The 17,084-nt window shown below is 52.0% G+C and carries 16 protein-coding genes; 10 read left to right on the top strand and 6 right to left on the bottom strand.

Translation table 11 applies throughout. The features are described 5' to 3' along the window. Positions 1 to 116 precede the first annotated feature (116 nt). From NXS97_RS13075 to NXS97_RS13050, 6 genes are all read left to right on the top strand, one after another. Entirely contained in the window at positions 117 to 1,127 is a 1,011-nt protein-coding gene (locus tag NXS97_RS13075; RefSeq protein ID WP_105083421.1) for a substrate-binding domain-containing protein, read from the top strand. A gap of 83 nt (positions 1,128 to 1,210) precedes the next feature. Next, positions 1,211 to 2,695 (top strand): sugar ABC transporter ATP-binding protein, encoded by a 1,485-nt coding sequence (locus tag NXS97_RS13070; RefSeq protein ID WP_105083420.1) that lies wholly within the window; start codon positions 1,211 to 1,213, stop codon positions 2,693 to 2,695. After that, positions 2,688 to 3,689: an ABC transporter permease gene (locus tag NXS97_RS13065; protein WP_014332951.1), complete on the top strand. Its 1,002-nt coding sequence runs from the start codon at positions 2,688 to 2,690 to the stop codon at positions 3,687 to 3,689. Before NXS97_RS13070 ends, NXS97_RS13065 begins: the two co-directional genes overlap by 8 nt. Then, entirely contained in the window at positions 3,686 to 4,729 is a 1,044-nt protein-coding gene (locus NXS97_RS13060; RefSeq protein ID WP_014594941.1) for an ABC transporter permease, read from the top strand. Before NXS97_RS13065 ends, NXS97_RS13060 begins: the two co-directional genes overlap by 4 nt. A gap of 68 nt (positions 4,730 to 4,797) precedes the next feature. Beyond that, the gene (locus tag NXS97_RS13055) at positions 4,798 to 5,697 is read left to right on the top strand and encodes a MurR/RpiR family transcriptional regulator (protein WP_014594942.1); all 900 of its coding nucleotides are present in this window, start codon (positions 4,798 to 4,800) and stop codon (positions 5,695 to 5,697) included. Positions 5,698 to 5,725: 28 nt separating this feature from the next. Continuing rightward, a complete protein-coding gene (locus NXS97_RS13050) occupies positions 5,726 to 6,187 on the top strand; it encodes an OsmC family protein (protein WP_014332948.1) in 462 nt (153 codons plus the stop codon). A 139-nt stretch (positions 6,188 to 6,326) separates the two neighbouring features. On the opposite strand, the gene NXS97_RS13045 is transcribed toward NXS97_RS13050, so the two are convergent. Next, a complete protein-coding gene (locus NXS97_RS13045; RefSeq protein WP_019104657.1) occupies positions 6,327 to 7,496 on the bottom strand; it encodes a hypothetical protein in 1,170 nt (389 codons plus the stop codon). A gap of 44 nt (positions 7,497 to 7,540) precedes the next feature. Continuing rightward, complete coding sequence (locus tag NXS97_RS13040; RefSeq protein ID WP_014594945.1) at positions 7,541 to 8,527, bottom strand: iron-containing redox enzyme family protein; 987 nt, start codon at positions 8,525 to 8,527, stop codon at positions 7,541 to 7,543. A 642-nt stretch (positions 8,528 to 9,169) separates the two neighbouring features. Here NXS97_RS13040 and NXS97_RS13035 point away from each other — a divergent pair. The 4 genes from NXS97_RS13035 (at position 9,170) to NXS97_RS13020 (ending at position 12,603) form a co-directional block, all read left to right on the top strand. After that, a complete protein-coding gene (locus NXS97_RS13035; RefSeq protein ID WP_014332946.1) occupies positions 9,170 to 9,358 on the top strand; it encodes a YjfB family protein in 189 nt (62 codons plus the stop codon). Between the two features lie 333 nt (positions 9,359 to 9,691). Beyond that, positions 9,692 to 9,907 (top strand): YdgH/BhsA/McbA-like domain containing protein, encoded by a 216-nt coding sequence (locus NXS97_RS13030; protein ID WP_013023962.1) that lies wholly within the window; start codon positions 9,692 to 9,694, stop codon positions 9,905 to 9,907. 307 nt (positions 9,908 to 10,214) lie between these two features. Continuing rightward, positions 10,215 to 11,537 (top strand): PAS domain-containing methyl-accepting chemotaxis protein, encoded by a 1,323-nt coding sequence (locus NXS97_RS13025; RefSeq protein ID WP_014332945.1) that lies wholly within the window; start codon positions 10,215 to 10,217, stop codon positions 11,535 to 11,537. A gap of 166 nt (positions 11,538 to 11,703) precedes the next feature. Beyond that, positions 11,704 to 12,603 (top strand): LysR family transcriptional regulator, encoded by a 900-nt coding sequence (locus tag NXS97_RS13020; protein ID WP_014332944.1) that lies wholly within the window; start codon positions 11,704 to 11,706, stop codon positions 12,601 to 12,603. Here the strand turns inward: NXS97_RS13020 and NXS97_RS13015 are convergent. The 4 genes from NXS97_RS13015 to NXS97_RS13000 all read right to left on the bottom strand — a co-directional run bounded on the left by NXS97_RS13015 (position 12,578) and on the right by NXS97_RS13000 (position 17,076). Then, positions 12,578 to 13,384 (bottom strand): substrate-binding domain-containing protein, encoded by an 807-nt coding sequence (locus NXS97_RS13015; RefSeq protein ID WP_116220153.1) that lies wholly within the window; start codon positions 13,382 to 13,384, stop codon positions 12,578 to 12,580. The genes NXS97_RS13020 and NXS97_RS13015 overlap by 26 nt on opposite strands. 15 nt (positions 13,385 to 13,399) lie before the next feature. Further along, positions 13,400 to 14,701, bottom strand: coding sequence for an MFS transporter (locus tag NXS97_RS13010; RefSeq protein WP_014594947.1), 1,302 nt, complete (start codon positions 14,699 to 14,701; stop codon positions 13,400 to 13,402). Between the two features lie 508 nt (positions 14,702 to 15,209). Continuing rightward, entirely contained in the window at positions 15,210 to 16,589 is a 1,380-nt protein-coding gene (locus tag NXS97_RS13005) for a carbohydrate porin (protein ID WP_089517719.1), read from the bottom strand. 184 nt (positions 16,590 to 16,773) lie between these two features. Beyond that, a complete protein-coding gene (locus NXS97_RS13000) occupies positions 16,774 to 17,076 on the bottom strand; it encodes a PTS lactose/cellobiose transporter subunit IIA (RefSeq protein ID WP_014332939.1) in 303 nt (100 codons plus the stop codon). Between the last annotated feature and the right edge of the window lie 8 nt (positions 17,077 to 17,084).

The following is a 17,084-nucleotide window of genomic DNA, read 5'->3' as shown; positions in this document are numbered from 1 at the left end:
CCCACTTTTCAGGGTTGATTATTTATTTGCTGTCGTCATTGCTGGCAGCTGACGCTTTATATCAATTTCTGACAAGAGAAGATTTCATCATGTTAATGATAACCAGGGGTAGCAAAATGAATCGCCGCAATATAATTAAACTGTTAAGCATCTCTACGCTGTTATCCGTCTCAGTAAGTTTAGCCTTTCCCATGTGCGCACTGGCCTCCGAAACCAAAACCATGGTGACCGTGGTGAAAGAAGCCGGTGTGCCCTGGTTCAATATCCTTAATCAGGGATTAAAAGAGGGCGGCGAAAAAAACAATCTTAAAACCTCAATGGTGGGACCCACGCGAGCCGATCCTGCGCAGCAGGTGAAGCTGATTGAAGATTTGATTGCCAAAAAAGTTGATGTGATTGGTTTGGTTCCGCTGGATACCAAAGTCACAGCGCAGGTCGTGAAGCGTGCGCGTGATGCGGGCATCATGGTGATCACCCAGGAAGGTCCAAACCAGGAAGGCAAAACCTGGGATGTGGAGCTCATGAGCGCGAAAGCTTACGGCGAAGCACAGATGAAAGCCCTGGCGCGCGAGATGGGTGAAAAAGGGGAATACGTCGTGCTGGTCGGCACATTGACGACCACGGGTCACAATCAGTGGGCCGATGCCGCTATCGCCTACCAAAAAGAGCACTACCCGAATATGAAACTGGCCGCCGACCGCTTTCCTGGCGCGGACTTTATCGATGAATCCGAACGGGTTACGCAGGATATTCTGAAAGCACATCCGAACGTGACGGGCATTATGTCGATGGGCTCGAACGGTCCGATCGGTGCAGGTAATGTGCTGAAAAAACGTCATCTGGAGAAAAAAATCGCCCTGGTGGGGACCACTATTCCCTCCCAGGCGCGGGCATACATTATGTCTGGTGTGATTCGTGAAGGTTTCCTGTGGAGTCCGAAAGAAGCCGGACTGGCCATGACGGATGTGGCCCGCCTCGCGCTGGATAATGCGGAATTCAAAACCGGCATGACCATTCCGGGTTTGGGGGAAGCCATTGTGGATAACGAAAACAAGGTGATCATGGTGGACCGCATCCTTCAGATCACCAAAGCCAACGTTAACGATCTCGTCAAACTCGGTCTGTAATTCTCACCATCAATGCTGATGCTGGCCAGGTTCAACAGAACCCGGCCAGTTCCCCGTATTCTGATTAGGTAAGGGATAGTGCTATGCCTGCATTTTTACAACTCGATGGCATATCGAAAATATTCGGCGGCGTGCATGCACTTTCAGATGTCAGCCTCACGCTTGAAGAGGGCGAGGTACATTGTCTGTGCGGACAGAATGGCTGCGGTAAGTCGACGTTGATCAAAGTGATGTCTGGCGTACATCAGCCCGAGCCGGGTGGCCGTATTACGATTAGCGGAAATGAGGTTTCGCCGCTAACGCCAGTAGAAAGCACCCGTCTGGGCGTGCAGGTGATCTATCAGGACCTGTCTCTGTTCCCTAATTTAACCGTGGCGGAGAACATTGCCATCGGTCAGCATACCGGCCGCTTTAAACGGGTTAACTGGAAAAAGATTTATGAGATAGCGGCCGAAGCGGTTGCGCGCATTGGCGTTTCGCTCGACCTGAATGACAAAGTGGCTGATATCTCTATTGCTCAGCGTCAGCTGGTGGCAATTTGCCGGGCGATGGCGGCGAATGCCCGGCTGGTGATTATGGATGAACCCACATCCTCCCTGACGCGCCATGAAGTGGACGCCTTACTGAAGCTCACCCTGCAGCTTAAACAGCGCGGCATCACGATTGTTTTTGTCAGCCATCGTCTGGATGAAGTGCTGGAAATTGCCGATCGCGTGACCGTGATGCGCGATGGCGTGAAGCTGAGCACCTTTGATGCCCGTGAAATGTCAGACCGTAAACTGGCCACGCTGATGACGGGTAAAGAGTTCCATTATGAATCCGTTGCCAAAGACAGACCGCAAACCGAAACGGTGCTCGAAGTCAGCAACTTGTCCCGTAAAGGTGAGTATCGGGATATTTCGTTTGATATCCGGCGTGGCGAAATTCTCGGTCTCACCGGCCTGTTGGGGTCGGGACGCACCGAATTAGCGCTGAGCCTGTTTGGTCTGACGCGCCCACATCAGGGCGAAATAAAACTCCACGGTCATGCCGTACAAATGCGATCTAACCGCGATGCTATTGAACACGGCATTGCCTATCTGTCAGAAGATCGTCTGGGACTGGGCCTGGTACTGGAGCAGTCCATTAGCGCTAACATTACGCTTTCTGTAGTGGAGAAGCTGGTGAACAAAGCCGGACTCATTCGTGACGACCTGTATGAGCAAACGGTCAACGACGCGATTGCCTCCCTGTCTATCAAAGCCGGTAATCCCGATAACAAAGTCAAAACCCTGTCAGGCGGCAATCAGCAGCGGGTGGTACTGGCAAAATGGCTGGCGACGCAACCCAAACTGCTGATCCTGGACAGCCCCACCGTGGGCGTCGATATTCATGCCAAAGACGGTATTTACGCCATCGTGCGGAAACTCGCCGCCAGCGGTATTGCCATCATCATGATTTCCGATGAGATTCCCGAGATTTATTATCACAGCGATCGGGTGTTAGTGATGCGCGGCGGCAGGCTTAATGGGGAATACTTCCCTGGCCGCTGCAGCGAAGAAGAATTAAAGGAGGCAGTAAATGCGTGATTTCCTCCCGCGTTTTATTCACACCCACGAATGTCGCCTGCTGGCGGTAATGACCCTGATGATTGTGTTCCTGACCGTATTCACCACGGAGTTCGCAACCTTACAAAACCTCCTGGACGTTTCAGGCGCAACAGCCTTCATTGGCATCATGGCTGCGGGCCTGCTGGTGGTGATTATTACCGGCGGCATCGATCTCTCTTTTGCGGCCACCGCCTCCATTACCCAGTATGTCGCCCTGACCTTAGCGAACAATATGGGGCTGGGCTGGGTGGGCATTTTTGCCGTTGCTATCGGCCTGGGCATCGTACTGGGTTTTATCAATGGCGTGCTGGTTAACGTGCTGCGGACCTCCGCGCTGATTATCACCATTGCAACGCTAAACGTTTTCTTCGGCATTCTGCTGACGGTGACCAGCGGCCAGGACATTTTCATGCTGCCGGACTGGTTTAACGCCGGGTTTGAACTGGTGTTCTATACCGATGCGCAAGGGGCTACCTATGCGCTGAACTTCCAGATTATCGCTCTGGTTCTGGCGTTTGTGTTGACGTGGCTGCTGCTCAACCGAAGTAACACCGGCCGACAAATCTATGCCACCGGTGGCAACCCGGATGCCGCGCAACGCGTAGGCTTCAACGTGTTCAAACTGAATATGCTGGTTTATGGCTACATGGGGGCGCTGGCTGGTCTGGCGTCGCTGGTTCAGGCACAACTTGCCCAGTCGGTTTCCCCGACGGCACTGGTTGGCAGGGAACTGGACGTGGTGGCGGCGGTGGTCATCGGCGGTGCCAGCCTGACCGGCGGTAAGGGAACCGTTCTGGGCACCGTCCTGGGCGTGGTGCTGATTGCAGTGATGCAGAATGGCCTGATCCTGCTGGGTGTTTCATCTTACTGGTCGTTGTTCAGCACCGGCCTGGTGATCATCGCCGCTATGATCATGATGGCCAGAGAAACCCGCAAACAGAACAAGCTCGTCGATGAAGGAGCAATATCATGAAGCAGACTGGCAACGTGTTGGAGCAGGTGGAAAAACGGCTGGGTACCACCAACGTCCGGCTGCTGTTTATTCTGATAGTTATGGTGATCGGTCTTGGGCTGCTTGAAGGCGACAAACTGTTTGCGGCGGCAGGTTTGCGATCGATGGGCTTCCAGCTGCCGGAACTGGGATTTCTTGCACTCGCCATGATGATTCCTATGCTTTCCGGCGGTATCGATCTTTCGATCATCGCCACCGCCAACTTGTGCGCGTTAACGGTCGCCTACACCTTGACCACCTTCATGCCTGAAATGCAGGGAGCATCAGGGGATCTGCTACAAATTGGCGCACTGCTGCTGGGCCTGGTGTTGTCAGCGCTGGTGGGTTTGCTGAATGGCGTGCTGGTGGCCTACCTGCGCGTGCCGCCGATGCTGGCGACGCTGGGCACGATGACGGCGGTGAAGGGCATTGCCATCGGATTCAGCCATGGCGATGTGATTTCCGGCTTTCCGGCGCCGATTGTGTTTATCGGGAACGGTACGGTGTTTGGCATCCCTTTTGCACTCATCATTTTTGCACTGGCGATTATTCCGTTAAGCATTTTCGTCAATAAAACCCCACTGGGCAAATCGATTGCCATGATCGGCTCCAATGAAAGAGCGGCCCATTATTCCGGCATTAACACGCGCAAAAGCCTGGTATGGGTTTATCTGATCTCGGGTTTATTTGCCGGTATCGCGGGCATTATCATGATGGCGCGTTTCGATTCGGCGAATGCGGCCTACGGTGAAAGCTACCTGCTGGTCGCTATTCTGGCTGCGGTGCTGGGCGGGGTCGATCCGCTGGGTGGATTTGGCCGGGTCAGCGGCGTGATTCTGTCGCTGCTGATTCTGCAGTTGGTGTCTACCGCCTCGATTCTGCTCGATCTTAGCCAGTTCATCACGCTCGCGTTGTGGGGCGCGATTTTGATAGTGGCATCGGGCGGTGTTGTGCTTAAAGAGTGGCTCTCTGAGCGGCGGAAGCTCCGCAATAAAGCGCCTGCTGTCACACGAAAGGCGTAAGTTTTGTAAACCCTGTTGATGCATCGCCATGCCGACCATGGGGCGGCGTGGCGATCGGACCTCATGACATGATAGATTTAAAAAATAATCATCCAACAAGGTATGTCATGAGTAATCGAGCTGATGATGTCAGTGCTATAGGTCCCCGGTTACGACTAATGATCGCCTCATTAACTTCTCTTGAAGCCCGGTTGGTTCACGCCGTGTTATCAAGCGATTTTGATGAGAATGTCTCTATCAAAGCCATTGCCAGCCGTTGCGAAATGTCAGAGGCGATGGTGGTGAAGACAGCAAAGAAGCTGGGTTTCAAGGGTTTCAAAGAGTTACGCATAAAAGCAGCCCTGTATAACCGCCTGCCCATCACCGAAATGCATCAGGAGCTTTCTCCCAGCGATACCACGCGTGAGATCGTCAGTAAGGTCTTTCGCACCTCTGTTCAGGCTATTGAAGAAACACTGGCTATCCTGGATATGGCGGCCTTTGAAAAAGCCGCAGATCTGCTGGCAAACGCCCGCCAGCGAGACTTCTACGGCTTCGGCGGCTCGGCGCAAATCGCGCGGGATGCGGTGCATAAGTTTTTGCGCATCGGCACGCGGTCGGCCGCCTACGACGATCCGCATATGATGTTGATGTCGGCTGCGTTACTGAACGAACAGGATGTGGTTGTCGCCATTTCACATTCCGGCCGCACTAAAGACATTATCGAAGCGGTGAAGGCCGCGCAGCTGCAAGGCGTCCCGGTCATTGCCATTACTAATTCCATTGGTTCACCACTGGCTAACCTTGCCGATACCGTTATCTGCTCGACCGCCCAGGGCTCGCCGCTGACCGGTGAAAACGCGGCTGCGCGCATCGCGCAGTTAAATATCCTGGACGCGCTGTTCGTTGTCGTCGCGCAGCGTGACTATGCCCAGGCCGAACGCCAACTGGGCCGCACGATGCTGGCCGTTGCCCATAAACGCAAATAGCGATAACCACTTTTCACAGGAGCCTCGAATGGCAACACGGGAGCATCATTATCAGGTCAACGTGCGCTGGACGGGTAATCGCGGCGCCGGGACGCAGTCTTACACGGCCTATGACCGAAACGGCGAACTGTCCGGTGAAGGTAAAGCCACGGTCGCACTTAGTGCCGATCCGGCATTTCGTGGTGATGCCGCGCGCTGGAATCCAGAGGAGCTCTTGCTGGCGTCAGTATCGGCCTGCCATAAGCTGTGGTATCTGCATCTTTGCGCCGATGCCGGCATTATTATTGACGCTTATGAGGATTCAGCTGAAGGCACCATGGTCGAAGGGGATCGTGGCCATTTTACCCGCATTACGCTAAAACCCAGAGTGGCGCTGCGTAATAAAGATGATGTAGCCCGAGCCGAAGCACTGCATCATCACGCCCACGAAGCCTGTTTTATCGCAAATTCACTGAATTTTCCGGTGAGTTTTGAACCGATGTTTGTTTAAGAATACAGGGCAACGTCTCAGTTAAAACAGATACTGATTCAACGCTTTTGTCAGCCATGGTTGCGCGCCATGCCAGAGCAGTCGATTGGCGCTTAACGCCTTGATGTGATCAGGCTTCGGCACCGATCTCCGTTTTCCTTTAGCGCCCATTTTCTGTTGCATTACTCACGGCGATCGTTGATGTCGGAACCCGTCGTACCGCTGTAATCAGCATCAGAACCACGATATTAAGACCAATGACACTTTCCCAGGCCAGCCAGAATCCCAGTCGATCGGCCATAACGCTTAATCCCAGGCCTAATACCGTTGAGAGACAGATAAATACAATCTCGTTAAAGGAGAGGATACGAGCCAGCGCCTGGCTGTCTGACTGGGTCATGATCAGTGTGTTTCGTCTTACCCTGATGTGGCAATGGCAGAAGGCGATAAGGAAAAGGCACGCATATACGGCGCTGAGGGTTTTAAAGAGTAAAGGAAGCAGTAAACCCAGGGTAAACACCGTGCCAAAAAGCAGATATACAGATTTCAGGGTCGGCAGATAGCGCTGAGAATTTAACATGCTACCCGCAATTGCGCCCAGCCCGTAAGGAACCACCAGAATCGCGTATGCGCTCACTGGGGCACCGATCTGTGTAAACAGCGCAGGATATAAGGCATTTAGAAACACCACACAGATATATGGAAACAAAGAAAGCAGTTCTACAACGCGTTTTTGTTCCCCCAGAAAGAAATCATAACCTTTAACATACATGCCACCTTTTAACGTTTTATGGCTTTCAGGTTCAGCGCCGCTGACATTATCCACCGGAATAAAAACGTTAATCAGTAATGACAGCGTGAAGCAGAGAAGCATAACCAAGCACACGTTGTGAATAGATTTGTCCTGAAGGATAAAAAACGCCACGCCCCCTGAAAGAAACGTTATTCCCTGCCTGACCATTTCCAACAATCGGTTCGCGTGGTAAAGCTTTTGCTCAGGCAACACCTTTTTCATATAGGTGGCGCGAATGACCTGATCAGAGGCGCGAATCAACGTAAATACGGATGTAGATAACAAAATGACCGTAAACGAAAGGAGGGCACTGAGCTCGCCTGGATTGATTAAAAAAAAGGCCAGAGCGTTGATGGCGCCCAGGACATACATAATCGTCAGCATCCGCTTACATGTCGTTTTATCCGTTATATGTCCAATGAAGGGCAGTGCAAAGAACGTGATGATGTAGCCCGATGACAAGACCGTTGAAACCAGCAAACTCGACCCGAATGTACTCTCAATAAACCAGGCAATGGCAGTAAAAAACACTGCCATTGAAACACCTGACGTAAGCGCCGAGAGCAGGACAGGAAACATAGTCAAATCCCGAAGTAGTCGACCCGCTGCCGAGGAATATAGTTACCTTCTTTCGAATAATACTCTTCAATTTCAAGGCACTGAAGATCGATGGCATGCTTGATATCGTGTAGGGCATTCAGTATGAAGGACGTTTCTTCCATGTTAGCAAGGGTAACAAGATGCAGATGATCGTCCAGAAGACGTGAATGGCCTAATTCATAATCAATTTGAGAGTGTTTGAAGAAAGGTTCAAGAGTTCCAGGCTGAAGATCGTAATGGCTATTAATGTCCTGAATGGCATTTTTCACCTCAGCCTCGTCAAAATCGTGAGACTCGATCACTTTTGCAATCAGAAAGACCGTCGAGGGATGTGTTATGAACAGCGCCTTCATCATATTAATCAAATTCAGTGTTGAAACGAGCGGAATGGCATTTTCAACTTCTTCCTGCTTCATACCTAATTTAATTAGAGTTTCTAATATGAATGATTCGTGGCCAGTTTCCTGTAGCTTATAAGTCATCAGTACAGACTGAAGTTCAGGGTTGTCTGTACTCTTAATGGCGACGTTAATGATGTCCGGAAAGGCCTTAATGTAATGCCAGGTTTCTATGAAGAAGCCTGTCAGAACGTTACGGTGCGTATCGCCATAAAGAAATTTATTGAACAGATGCGTTTCTTCAACCTGCTCGGCCCACATTTCACACGCCTGAATTGTTTTTTCAAGGATGTCTTCATTGTGCGGTTTTTTTTCGTTTCTGAGCATCCCAATATCGCTAAGAGAAGTCACCATCTCCTCAATGCGCTGAACGGGAACGTTGGTTTTTTTAGCAATGTCAGCGATGGTATTATGGCCGGTGCAGTAACCACGTATTTTATAAAAATCTTGCGCATCCCCTTGTTCTACTTCGTATAGCCCACCCGTGAAGCGAAGGTAGTGCTCACCATCTTCGTTAGTGGTCCAGAGGTTATGAACAAATTTGGGTGAGGTTTGATAATTTTTTTGCATGGCATTTTTTCCTTCAGCGCGGACAGCAGGGCCGGTGCAAACGACCGGCCCCGATTTTTATATGCATGGGTTAGCCGCAGGTTGCGCCGCCCAGTTTTTTCGTGGATTTCTTGCTAACTTTTTTCAGTTTCATGGTTAGTTCCTCTGTTTAGGATCGGTAAGCCTGATAACAGGCGTTCAGATTGTTTACATAAACTGATGTTTTGGTAAAGTTACTGTACGTTTTTTTGTTGGAAATATTAGACATACTTCTCATTTATGCAGGGTTCTGACTGGTTGAATCGCAGTAATTCTGCGCATCAGGTCGCGTTGGGATAAGGATGACTTTTGGTGGAGGTGATGCTGCCGGGACGGGGTTGAAGACAGGCAAGGTCGACAGGGGTTCTTAACTCGACGCGGGGCGCGGTCAGGAAGGCATGGGCGTGGGATGAAACGAGACGAGAGTTGACGACATGTATCATTTTCGTCTGAGGGTTAGCGCGAATCATTGTTCTGTCGGCATCCAGAGGTCGTGCTTAAAAAAACACCGACCATCCTCAAGTTTATCTCATCATTGCCGATACTTTATGCGCAACTGGCGAAATCCGTCGCCGGTATTATGTGACCCCCATTCGGGGCTCAGTCAACATAAGGAGCAACTGCATGGATATTCAGCAACTCACAACGCTGTCTGCAGGGTTGGAGCAATGGCAGGCACGTGGTGAAGCCAATGCGACGCTGTTAAAGAAAACCCTGAACCAACAGGCAGATACCATCACGACACTGGTTGAAGGCGTCACCGCGCTTCCTGCTAACCCGGCGGTAGGGCGCAATATCAACACCACCGCCTGACGGATCCCCCGGGCGGCTTTTGTTGTGTCGCCCGTTTTAAATGCACCACGCAATCAATTGTTTTGCGTTGAGTGTGCCCGGCTAACCGCCTTCTCAACGCCTCCATGACAAGCAACTCATCCCTCATCCGCTTTCTAAAACCTGCTATGGCAATCATTACCCATGTTCTTCAGTCAATCCGGCAGAACTAAAAGCAGCAAAGCGCTATCAGTGCAATAGATAGCATGATCACAATAACGGCACTTATTGTTAACTATGTATTAATAACAGTGGTTATCATTATCCCCATCGAAAGCGAACCGCTTTCCCGCTTACAAGATAAGGAACAGGATTATGAAAACCATGAAAACACTTTCACTTGCCGCCGTTGCTGCGCTCTCACTGATGTCAGCTTCCGCTTTTGCACAAACCGTTACCGCCACCGGTTCAACGCTCGATGGCACAGAAGCGAAAATTGCTGCCCAGGCTGAGCAGCAGGGCGCACAGTATAAAATCATCGAAGCCAATACCAACGATCGTGTTCACATGACTGCTGAGCTGTATAAATAACAGCGTTATGTTGAGCAAAGCGAAAGAGCTGCCTGATGGCAGCTTTTTTTTTGGGCTTTTATCGCGGACGATGAGAACGTCTTCTTTCGCCGATAGCGCGATTGACCTGAAGTGCACATGTTTCTCAGCACAATGACAGTTTTCCCCTTTTAACGCGGTCATCAGGCAGCGCTGCGTCCGGTATTCAGCCCTGTATCGAAGTTATTAACCTTGTCACAATCTGTTGCTTGTTTATTCGCCATTGTCTCAAGCCCGTTCTTTATCCTGCCGATAACTCATCCAGACCACTCAATATGGCAGTATAAAAATGACAATATTAAAAAAACTATTTTCTGTTTTTCCTAAACACCAGCATAAACACGCCGCCGATTCGCTCAGAGCACTGGACGATGCGGTTCCGATCATCGAATTTACCCCAGATGGCATCATTCTTCGCGCAAATGCCCTGTTTCTGAGCAAGATGGGTTACGACGCGAAAGAGATTGTGGGTCGTCACCACAGTATGTTTTGCCCGCCATCAATGGTGAACTCAGCCGAGTACCGCCAGTTCTGGCTGCGCCTTGCCAGCGGCAAGAGCTTTAGTGGTAAATACCTGCGCCTGGGCAAAGACAGCCATCCGGTCTGGCTGGAAGCCAGCTATGTGTCAGTAAAAGACAAACATGGCCGCGTCATCAAGGTGATTAAGCTGGCAGCAGATATCTCCGAGCGTATCAGTGAGGCACAGCAGCAGGATGCGCTGGTGCAGGCCATCAGCCGTTCAATGGCGGTCATCGCGTTTAATAAAGCCGGTGAAGTGCTGGAGGTAAATGAAAACTTCCTCAAAGCAACGGGCTACAAGGCAGACGAGGTACTGGGCAGGCATCACCGGATGTTCTGCTCTGAGGAGCTGCGTAACAGCCAGGAATATCAGCAGTTTTGGCAGCGTCTGAATCAGGGAGAATTTTTCTCTGGGCAGTATCCGCGGCTCAATCGTAATGGCGAAACTATCTGGCTGCGCGCAACCTATAATCCGGTTTTTGATGCAGAGGGGCGGATGTACAAGATTGTCAAATTCGCCAGTGACGTCACCGAGCAGGTATTGCAGAACCAGCAGGAAAATGAGGCGGCTCAACACGCGTGGAAGATGGCGCAGCAAACCCGCGAAAGCTCGGTAACGGGCGCGGATGTGATTGAAGACAGCGTCAGAACGATGGCCGAAATTGCGAAAGAGATGAACAGCGTATCCGCAGATGTCTTTGGCTTAAACGGACAGTCGGATCGTATTGCTGATATGGTACATACCATTCGAAACATCGCCGAGCAGACGCGTTTCATCGCCCTGAATGCGGCAATTGAGGCGGCCAGGGCCGGCACGTCCGGACGCAGTTTCGCCATTGTGGCAGCTGAAGTCCGGACCCTGGCGGCCCGAATTAATGAAGCGACCGAAGAGATAGGGCGCGTGGTGTCCAGCAATAATCAGCTGGCCAAAAAGGTGCTGGAAGATATCGAAAATAACCTGAAAAACACGGCTCGCGGCGTTAATTTGATGCGTCAGGCCGGAGAGGTGATAGCCAGCATTCAGAGTAATTCAGCGCGAGCCGAGGAAGCGGTCAGAAACGTGTCTCGTTCAGCGTCACCGCGTGTCGCGTAGTTTTTGTTATGCCGGATCGCCTGTTTGCACAGGCGATCCCCCTTTTGACCTGCCGTTTTCTGTTACCCGTCCCGTCAACATTTCACTTTGTTTGCCGCCATTCGATAAGGCACTATGAGTTCCCTCTGTCTTTGCTTCTCCATCGTTGAAAGGAACGTCAGCCGCTATGCCCGTTAATTTCGATCTTAACGATCTCTATGCGTTTCGCGCATTGGTCGAATATGGCAATTTCCGTATTGCAGCGGAATCCATCTGCCTGTCTCAGTCGGCGCTGAGCCGCAGGATCGAGAAGCTGGAAACGGCACTGGGAATCAGGCTGTTTGACAGAACCACTCGCCGGGTCACGCTGACGCTTTATGGTCAGACGTTTGCCGCACGTTCAGAGCAGCTTCTGATCAACTTTGAAGAAGTTATGGCGGATATCAGTAAAGTCAGTCAGGACAGAACAGGCCTGGTGACGGTGGCCACAGTGCCGTCTGCTGCCTATTACTTTATGCCGGATGTGATCCGCCGCTTTCAGGCCCGCTATCCCAGAGTGCGTGTCAAAATTATTGACAGTAGCGCAGGCAACGTCATAGAGGCCGTCACCAGCGGTCAGGCAGATTTTGGCATTTGCTTCTCCGGTAATCCGCCGCCTGACACCGAATTTTTACCGCTGGTTGAGGATGTTTACGTGGTTGCCTGTCGGCACGATCATCCTCTTGCCAGCCGTAAAAGTCTGACGTGGCAAGAGTTTTATCAGCAGGATTACGTGGGGCTGGATAAAACTTCAGGCAATCGTAACCTACTTGATTCCGCGCTGGGCCATGTCGTTCCCGCGCGTCCAAGTATCTGCGAAACCCGGCATGTCACAACCATGTTAGGGATGGTTGAAGCGGGAATCGGCATTGCTGCCGTTCCCGCGATGTCGATGCCGTCATCAGGCCATTCGGTGCTGGTTCATCTGCCGCTTACCGATCCGGTAGTGAAACGCACCGTTGGCCTGATCCGGCGCAGCGGACGCATTCAGTCCTACATTGCCGCTGAACTGGAAAAGCTAATTACTGAACGGTATCACTCTGCTTAGCAGGCTGCTGCGCTTTGACCGAGTGCAGGCCCGTGGCATGGACCACTTCCTGAGCCGGAGCTGACGCCAGGAAATCAAGTAGCGCTTTGCCTTCATCTGGATGCTCAGCTTTGGCTGGCACGGCGCCGGCAAATCGGGTGATGTACTGCACGTCGTCAGGCAGTTCGCCTACAAAGGTCACGCCCGGCACCGGCAGGAGCTCACTCACCTGCTGGAAGCCCAGCGCATAGTGGCCTTTTGCCACTTCAGACGCCACCGGAATGCGCTCCACCTCGTGGGCTTTGCCTTTGACCTTGTCTTCAATGCCTAACTTTTTAAACAACTGATTGCTAACGTATTGACCGCTGGCGCTGTCGGAATAGGCAATGGATTTAGCATTCAGCAGGGTTTTACGCAGTGTGTCATCCGTTTTGATATCGGGTTTGGCATCTCCCTTCTTCACCACAATGCCGATCGGCGAATCGGCCAGCTCAACGCGTGAACCTGGTTTGATCCACCGGTCTTTTTCCAGCTGACTGAGCGCATCGCCCACCATAATCACCACGTCGGCTTTTTCCCCGCGCGCCAGTCGGTTGGGGATCGCCTGCGGGGTTTTGCCCATGGAAGGCCCGGACACCAGAATAATTTTATCGCCACTTTTCGCTTCAAACTGAGGCGTCAGTTTTTCCAGCGCGGCTTTGAAGCCGCCAGAAATCATCACGGTCACATCTTTTGCCAGCACCGCGGTGCTGACCGACGAAAGAACCAACGTGGCAAGGAGTGAACGGTAAATTATTTTCATTATGTAAGCCCTGACTTAATGTTTAACGGCGGTTTGCAGATTGACCGTGCTGCGACGGTACAGGTACAGCGTTGCCAGTAAGGCGCAGACGGCAGCGAAGCTCATCCAGTAACCCGGAGAGGCTTTATCGCCGGTGTACTCAATTAACGCTGTTGAAATCACCGGCGTGAATCCGCCAAAGATGGCGGTCGCGAGGCTGTAAGCCAGTGAAAAGCCTGCTACTCGCACCTCAGCTGGCATGATCTCGGTAAGTGCCGGAATCATCGCGCCGTTGTACAGGCCATAAATAAATGACAGCCACAGCAGGACAGTGAGCATCATGGAGAAGCTGGGGGCAGCAGCCAGCATCGTCAGGGCAGGATACGCGGTCGCCAGCGCGATCAGCGTCATGCTGACCAGGACGGGTTTACGTCCAAAACGGTCAGACAGCGCTCCGCCAACCGGCAGCCACAAAAAGTTAGAAATGGCGACCAGCAGCGTAACCAGCAGGCTGTCCGAGGCGCTGAGCATCAGCACTTTCTTGCCGAAAGTAGGCGCATAAACGGTGATCAGATAGAACGCGGTGGTGGTCATCGCCACCATCAGCATGCCGGCAATCACAACCTGCCAGTTGGCCAGAAGGGTTTTAAACACGTCGCGCATCGCCAGGTGATGACGACGGGCGTTAAATTCCTGGGTTTCTTCGAGCTTGCGGCGCAGAAAGAAAATGAAAGGCACAATCATGCAGCCAAACAGGAACGGAATGCGCCAGCCCCACTCACGAATCGCGCTCTCTTCCAGCACGGCATTCAGGGCAAAGCCCATCGCGGCGGCAACCATAATGGCAACCTGCTGGCTACCGGACTGCCAGCTGGTATAAAAGCCTTTACGGCCCGGCGTGGCGATCTCAGCCAGATAAACGGAAACGCCGCCCAGTTCGGCTCCGGCAGAGAAACCCTGTAACAGGCGGCCGGTTAACACCAGCATCGGTGCCCAAAGCCCAATGCTTTGGTAAGACGGAATCAGGACGATCAGGAAGGTGCCCGCCGCCATAATTGACAGGGTAACAATCAGACCTTTACGTCGGCCGACCTTATCAATGTATGCGCCCAGCACCACAGCACCAATGGGGCGCATCAGGAAGCCTGCGCCGAACACGGCAAAGGTCATCATCAGTGAGGCAAATTCACTGCTCGCAGGAAAGAAGGTGTGAGCAATATAGGTGGCATAAAAGCCGAACAGGAAAAAGTCGAACTGCTCCAGAAAGTTGCCTGAGGTAACACGTAATATGGCGCCGGTTCGGGCGCGGGTGGTCATAGGTGAAGTCGAGGAATGCATCGGTATCTCCAGTTTATCATTGACGCTTTTTGCCGCGTCTGTTGCTGAAGACTGGATCAGGAAAATAAAGTAAATAAGCGCAATAAACTCATCGACTAATGCGTACTGTGCATCAATAACCCCAAGCCATTACCTGAGGCTATGTGTAACAAGCCTTTAACAACATGGCGGGATAAACGGTCCTCGGTAAACACGGAAAAACGGAATGCGTGTTTTGTGACAAGGTTCATACGGGTTTTTGAAGGCGAGCGTGCAGCGTAACGCGATTGTCAGGTTTTATCGGGCGTGCCGGGCGCTGGCCTGGCAGGGGTTAAACTCGCAGCCCGTGGACCTGATCTCCCGCCCTTACCTGAGACCGCCAGACCACAGGGGATGACAACATGCCGTTTGCAACGCGCCAATGCCGATCGGCCCTATACGGGAACCTCCGATCGGCAATGGGTTATCGTTGTTGGAGACAGAATGCGCGTCTGTCATCCGCAGGATGAGATCACTGTTCGGGTTGTGCCTAAAACCAGGCTTCCCACATCGCGCCCAGATTAAAGTCGTCCAGTATTTCGTTCTCCCTGCCGTTCACGCGAGCGGTGCGCGCATTGTCCACTTTGCCCCCGGTGACATAGAAGCGCAGCATAGGACGAAACTCCGGCCCCATGGCAATGGCGATATTTTGCGACAGAGTCAGCTTCCAGCCATGGTTACTGCCGCCTTCATCGTAGTTAACGCGCTGATAACCGGCTTCCAGCCAGGTGGAATGGACGTCATTCCAGAAATACATTGGGCGGACAATTGCGGCGTAGTTCTTCCGGTTATCGCTTTTCAGCCGACTGTTATCGTAGTCGTGATAACCCAACAAATACTCGACCTGTGCCTGCGGGCTAAACAGATGCTTACCCTCAAAGCTGGTATACACAGTGCTGAGGCCCTCGGTTTTGCTGTAAACGCTGTTATCCGAATTGTCAGAATAGCGGGCAATCACTTTATTCACGCCATGGTCGTTAGTGTGGCTCAGTACAAACGCACCCTGCCAGGCTTTCAGGCGGTCCTCACTGTCTACGGCTTTAGAGTCGAAACCGTAATTAGCGTACAGCTCCAGATCGAGTGCGCCCAGCTTGATGCCGTGAATTTTAGAGGTGGCAGCGTAGTTGCCTTTATCCCCGGTACCTGAACCTCCCGTACAGGTGATGCGCGAGGGATTAGACTCATCGCTGAGCACTTCAGGGCTACAGGATTCCACGGCAGCGACGGCGGCCACGTCAAATTTTATCCCGCCCACATCGAAGTTCTTCACGCCCGCGCCCTGGCCATCATGGTTCATCCAGAAATAATCATTGATGTTCTGCTGCGGGCGCTGATGAAAGTCCCGTCCGGCCCAGAGATAAGCATCAGGATTTGATGCAAGCACATTCGTCACGCCGGCATAGGCCTTTTTCAGATTCACCTCGTCGCCCCAGTGATCGATCATCACATTGACATCCCAGATAGCCCCACTTTGGCTTTTAAACGCCTTTGAGAGCTGGAATTCGCCACCGTTGCCTTCGTTGCCCAGACGGCCAATGCCGGAGGCACCGTTATAAGAACCGTCCACGGCTACATATTTCTGATCGCCGCTTTGATAGTGCGCACCGTAGCGCGCATAGCCGCTGAACGTGACGCCAAAGGGGATTGCCATATCCGGTGACTGGGCCGGGCTTTGCGGGTCGGTCACCACGTCCGTTTTTTTCGCTACGGCCGCATCCATTTTCGCCTGACGTTCGGCCAGGGCTTTATCAACGGCTTTGGCGACGATGGCGTCGATCTGTTCCTGCGTAAACTCCTGTGCAACGGCGACGGCAGGGCACAGCGCGGCTATCACCGCCAGAGGTAATGGAAGTTTTCGAATAATATTCATGGCTATCTCGTTTGCACAGCGTCCTTCGGGTTGATGATGTTCAACCCGAATAACGACGTGTGTTAATGATCAGACAATAACCATCCTGCGCGGGTTTATTGATGACCAGGGCAAGTTGATTTTTATATTATGTTATTTCCAGAGGTTTTTTGTTTTTCAGCCGATCTCCTGTCATGTTTTTTTATTAACGCTGGTAGAGATAAACAATTTCTTCTGCCAGTTCACGTGCCAGCATTGAGGTCATTAAATGATCCTGAGCATGGACCATAATTAAGGTCATTGGCTGGCGGGCTTCACCTGCGTCCTGCTCTATTAATCGGGTTTGCATTTGATGCGCGGTGCGGGAATAGTCGTCGGCCTCCTTTAGCCGGGCTTTTGCCTCATCAACGTCACCCTTTCGTGCTGCCTGAAGGGCTTCAAAGCACAGGCTGCGGGCATGCCCGGCATTGACAATAATCGTCATTACCGCGTCTTCAAGTTCAATCATGATCGTGC

The sequence above is a fragment of the Pantoea sp. B623 genome, from assembly GCF_024814475.1.
GTDB lineage: Bacteria > Pseudomonadota > Gammaproteobacteria > Enterobacterales > Enterobacteriaceae > Pantoea > Pantoea ananatis.
The sequence above is the reverse complement of the archived record's forward strand: the minus strand, read 5'-3'. Positions and strand labels throughout refer to the sequence as shown.

What these genes read in the sequence shown, in the direction of transcription:
- NXS97_RS13075 (WP_105083421.1), top strand. Translation starts at nt 117, where the DNA reads ATGAATCGCCGCAATATAATTAAACTGTTAAGCATCTCTACGCTGTTA.
- NXS97_RS13070 (WP_105083420.1), top strand. Translation starts at nt 1,211, where the DNA reads ATGCCTGCATTTTTACAACTCGATGGCATATCGAAAATATTCGGCGGC.
- NXS97_RS13065 (WP_014332951.1), top strand. Translation starts at nt 2,688, where the DNA reads ATGCGTGATTTCCTCCCGCGTTTTATTCACACCCACGAATGTCGCCTG.
- NXS97_RS13060 (WP_014594941.1), top strand. Translation starts at nt 3,686, where the DNA reads ATGAAGCAGACTGGCAACGTGTTGGAGCAGGTGGAAAAACGGCTGGGT.
- NXS97_RS13055 (WP_014594942.1), top strand. Translation starts at nt 4,798, where the DNA reads ATGATAGATTTAAAAAATAATCATCCAACAAGGTATGTCATGAGTAAT.
- NXS97_RS13050 (WP_014332948.1), top strand. Translation starts at nt 5,726, where the DNA reads ATGGCAACACGGGAGCATCATTATCAGGTCAACGTGCGCTGGACGGGT.
- NXS97_RS13045 (WP_019104657.1), bottom strand. Translation starts at nt 7,496, where the DNA reads ATGGCAGTGTTTTTTACTGCCATTGCCTGGTTTATTGAGAGTACATTC.
- NXS97_RS13040 (WP_014594945.1), bottom strand. Translation starts at nt 8,527, where the DNA reads ATGCAAAAAAATTATCAAACCTCACCCAAATTTGTTCATAACCTCTGG.
- NXS97_RS13035 (WP_014332946.1), top strand. Translation starts at nt 9,170, where the DNA reads ATGGATATTCAGCAACTCACAACGCTGTCTGCAGGGTTGGAGCAATGG.
- NXS97_RS13030 (WP_013023962.1), top strand. Translation starts at nt 9,692, where the DNA reads ATGAAAACCATGAAAACACTTTCACTTGCCGCCGTTGCTGCGCTCTCA.
- NXS97_RS13025 (WP_014332945.1), top strand. Translation starts at nt 10,215, where the DNA reads ATGACAATATTAAAAAAACTATTTTCTGTTTTTCCTAAACACCAGCAT.
- NXS97_RS13020 (WP_014332944.1), top strand. Translation starts at nt 11,704, where the DNA reads ATGCCCGTTAATTTCGATCTTAACGATCTCTATGCGTTTCGCGCATTG.
- NXS97_RS13015 (WP_116220153.1), bottom strand. Translation starts at nt 13,384, where the DNA reads ATGAAAATAATTTACCGTTCACTCCTTGCCACGTTGGTTCTTTCGTCG.
- NXS97_RS13010 (WP_014594947.1), bottom strand. Translation starts at nt 14,701, where the DNA reads ATGCATTCCTCGACTTCACCTATGACCACCCGCGCCCGAACCGGCGCC.
- NXS97_RS13005 (WP_089517719.1), bottom strand. Translation starts at nt 16,589, where the DNA reads ATGAATATTATTCGAAAACTTCCATTACCTCTGGCGGTGATAGCCGCG.
- NXS97_RS13000 (WP_014332939.1), bottom strand. Translation starts at nt 17,076, where the DNA reads ATGATTGAACTTGAAGACGCGGTAATGACGATTATTGTCAATGCCGGG.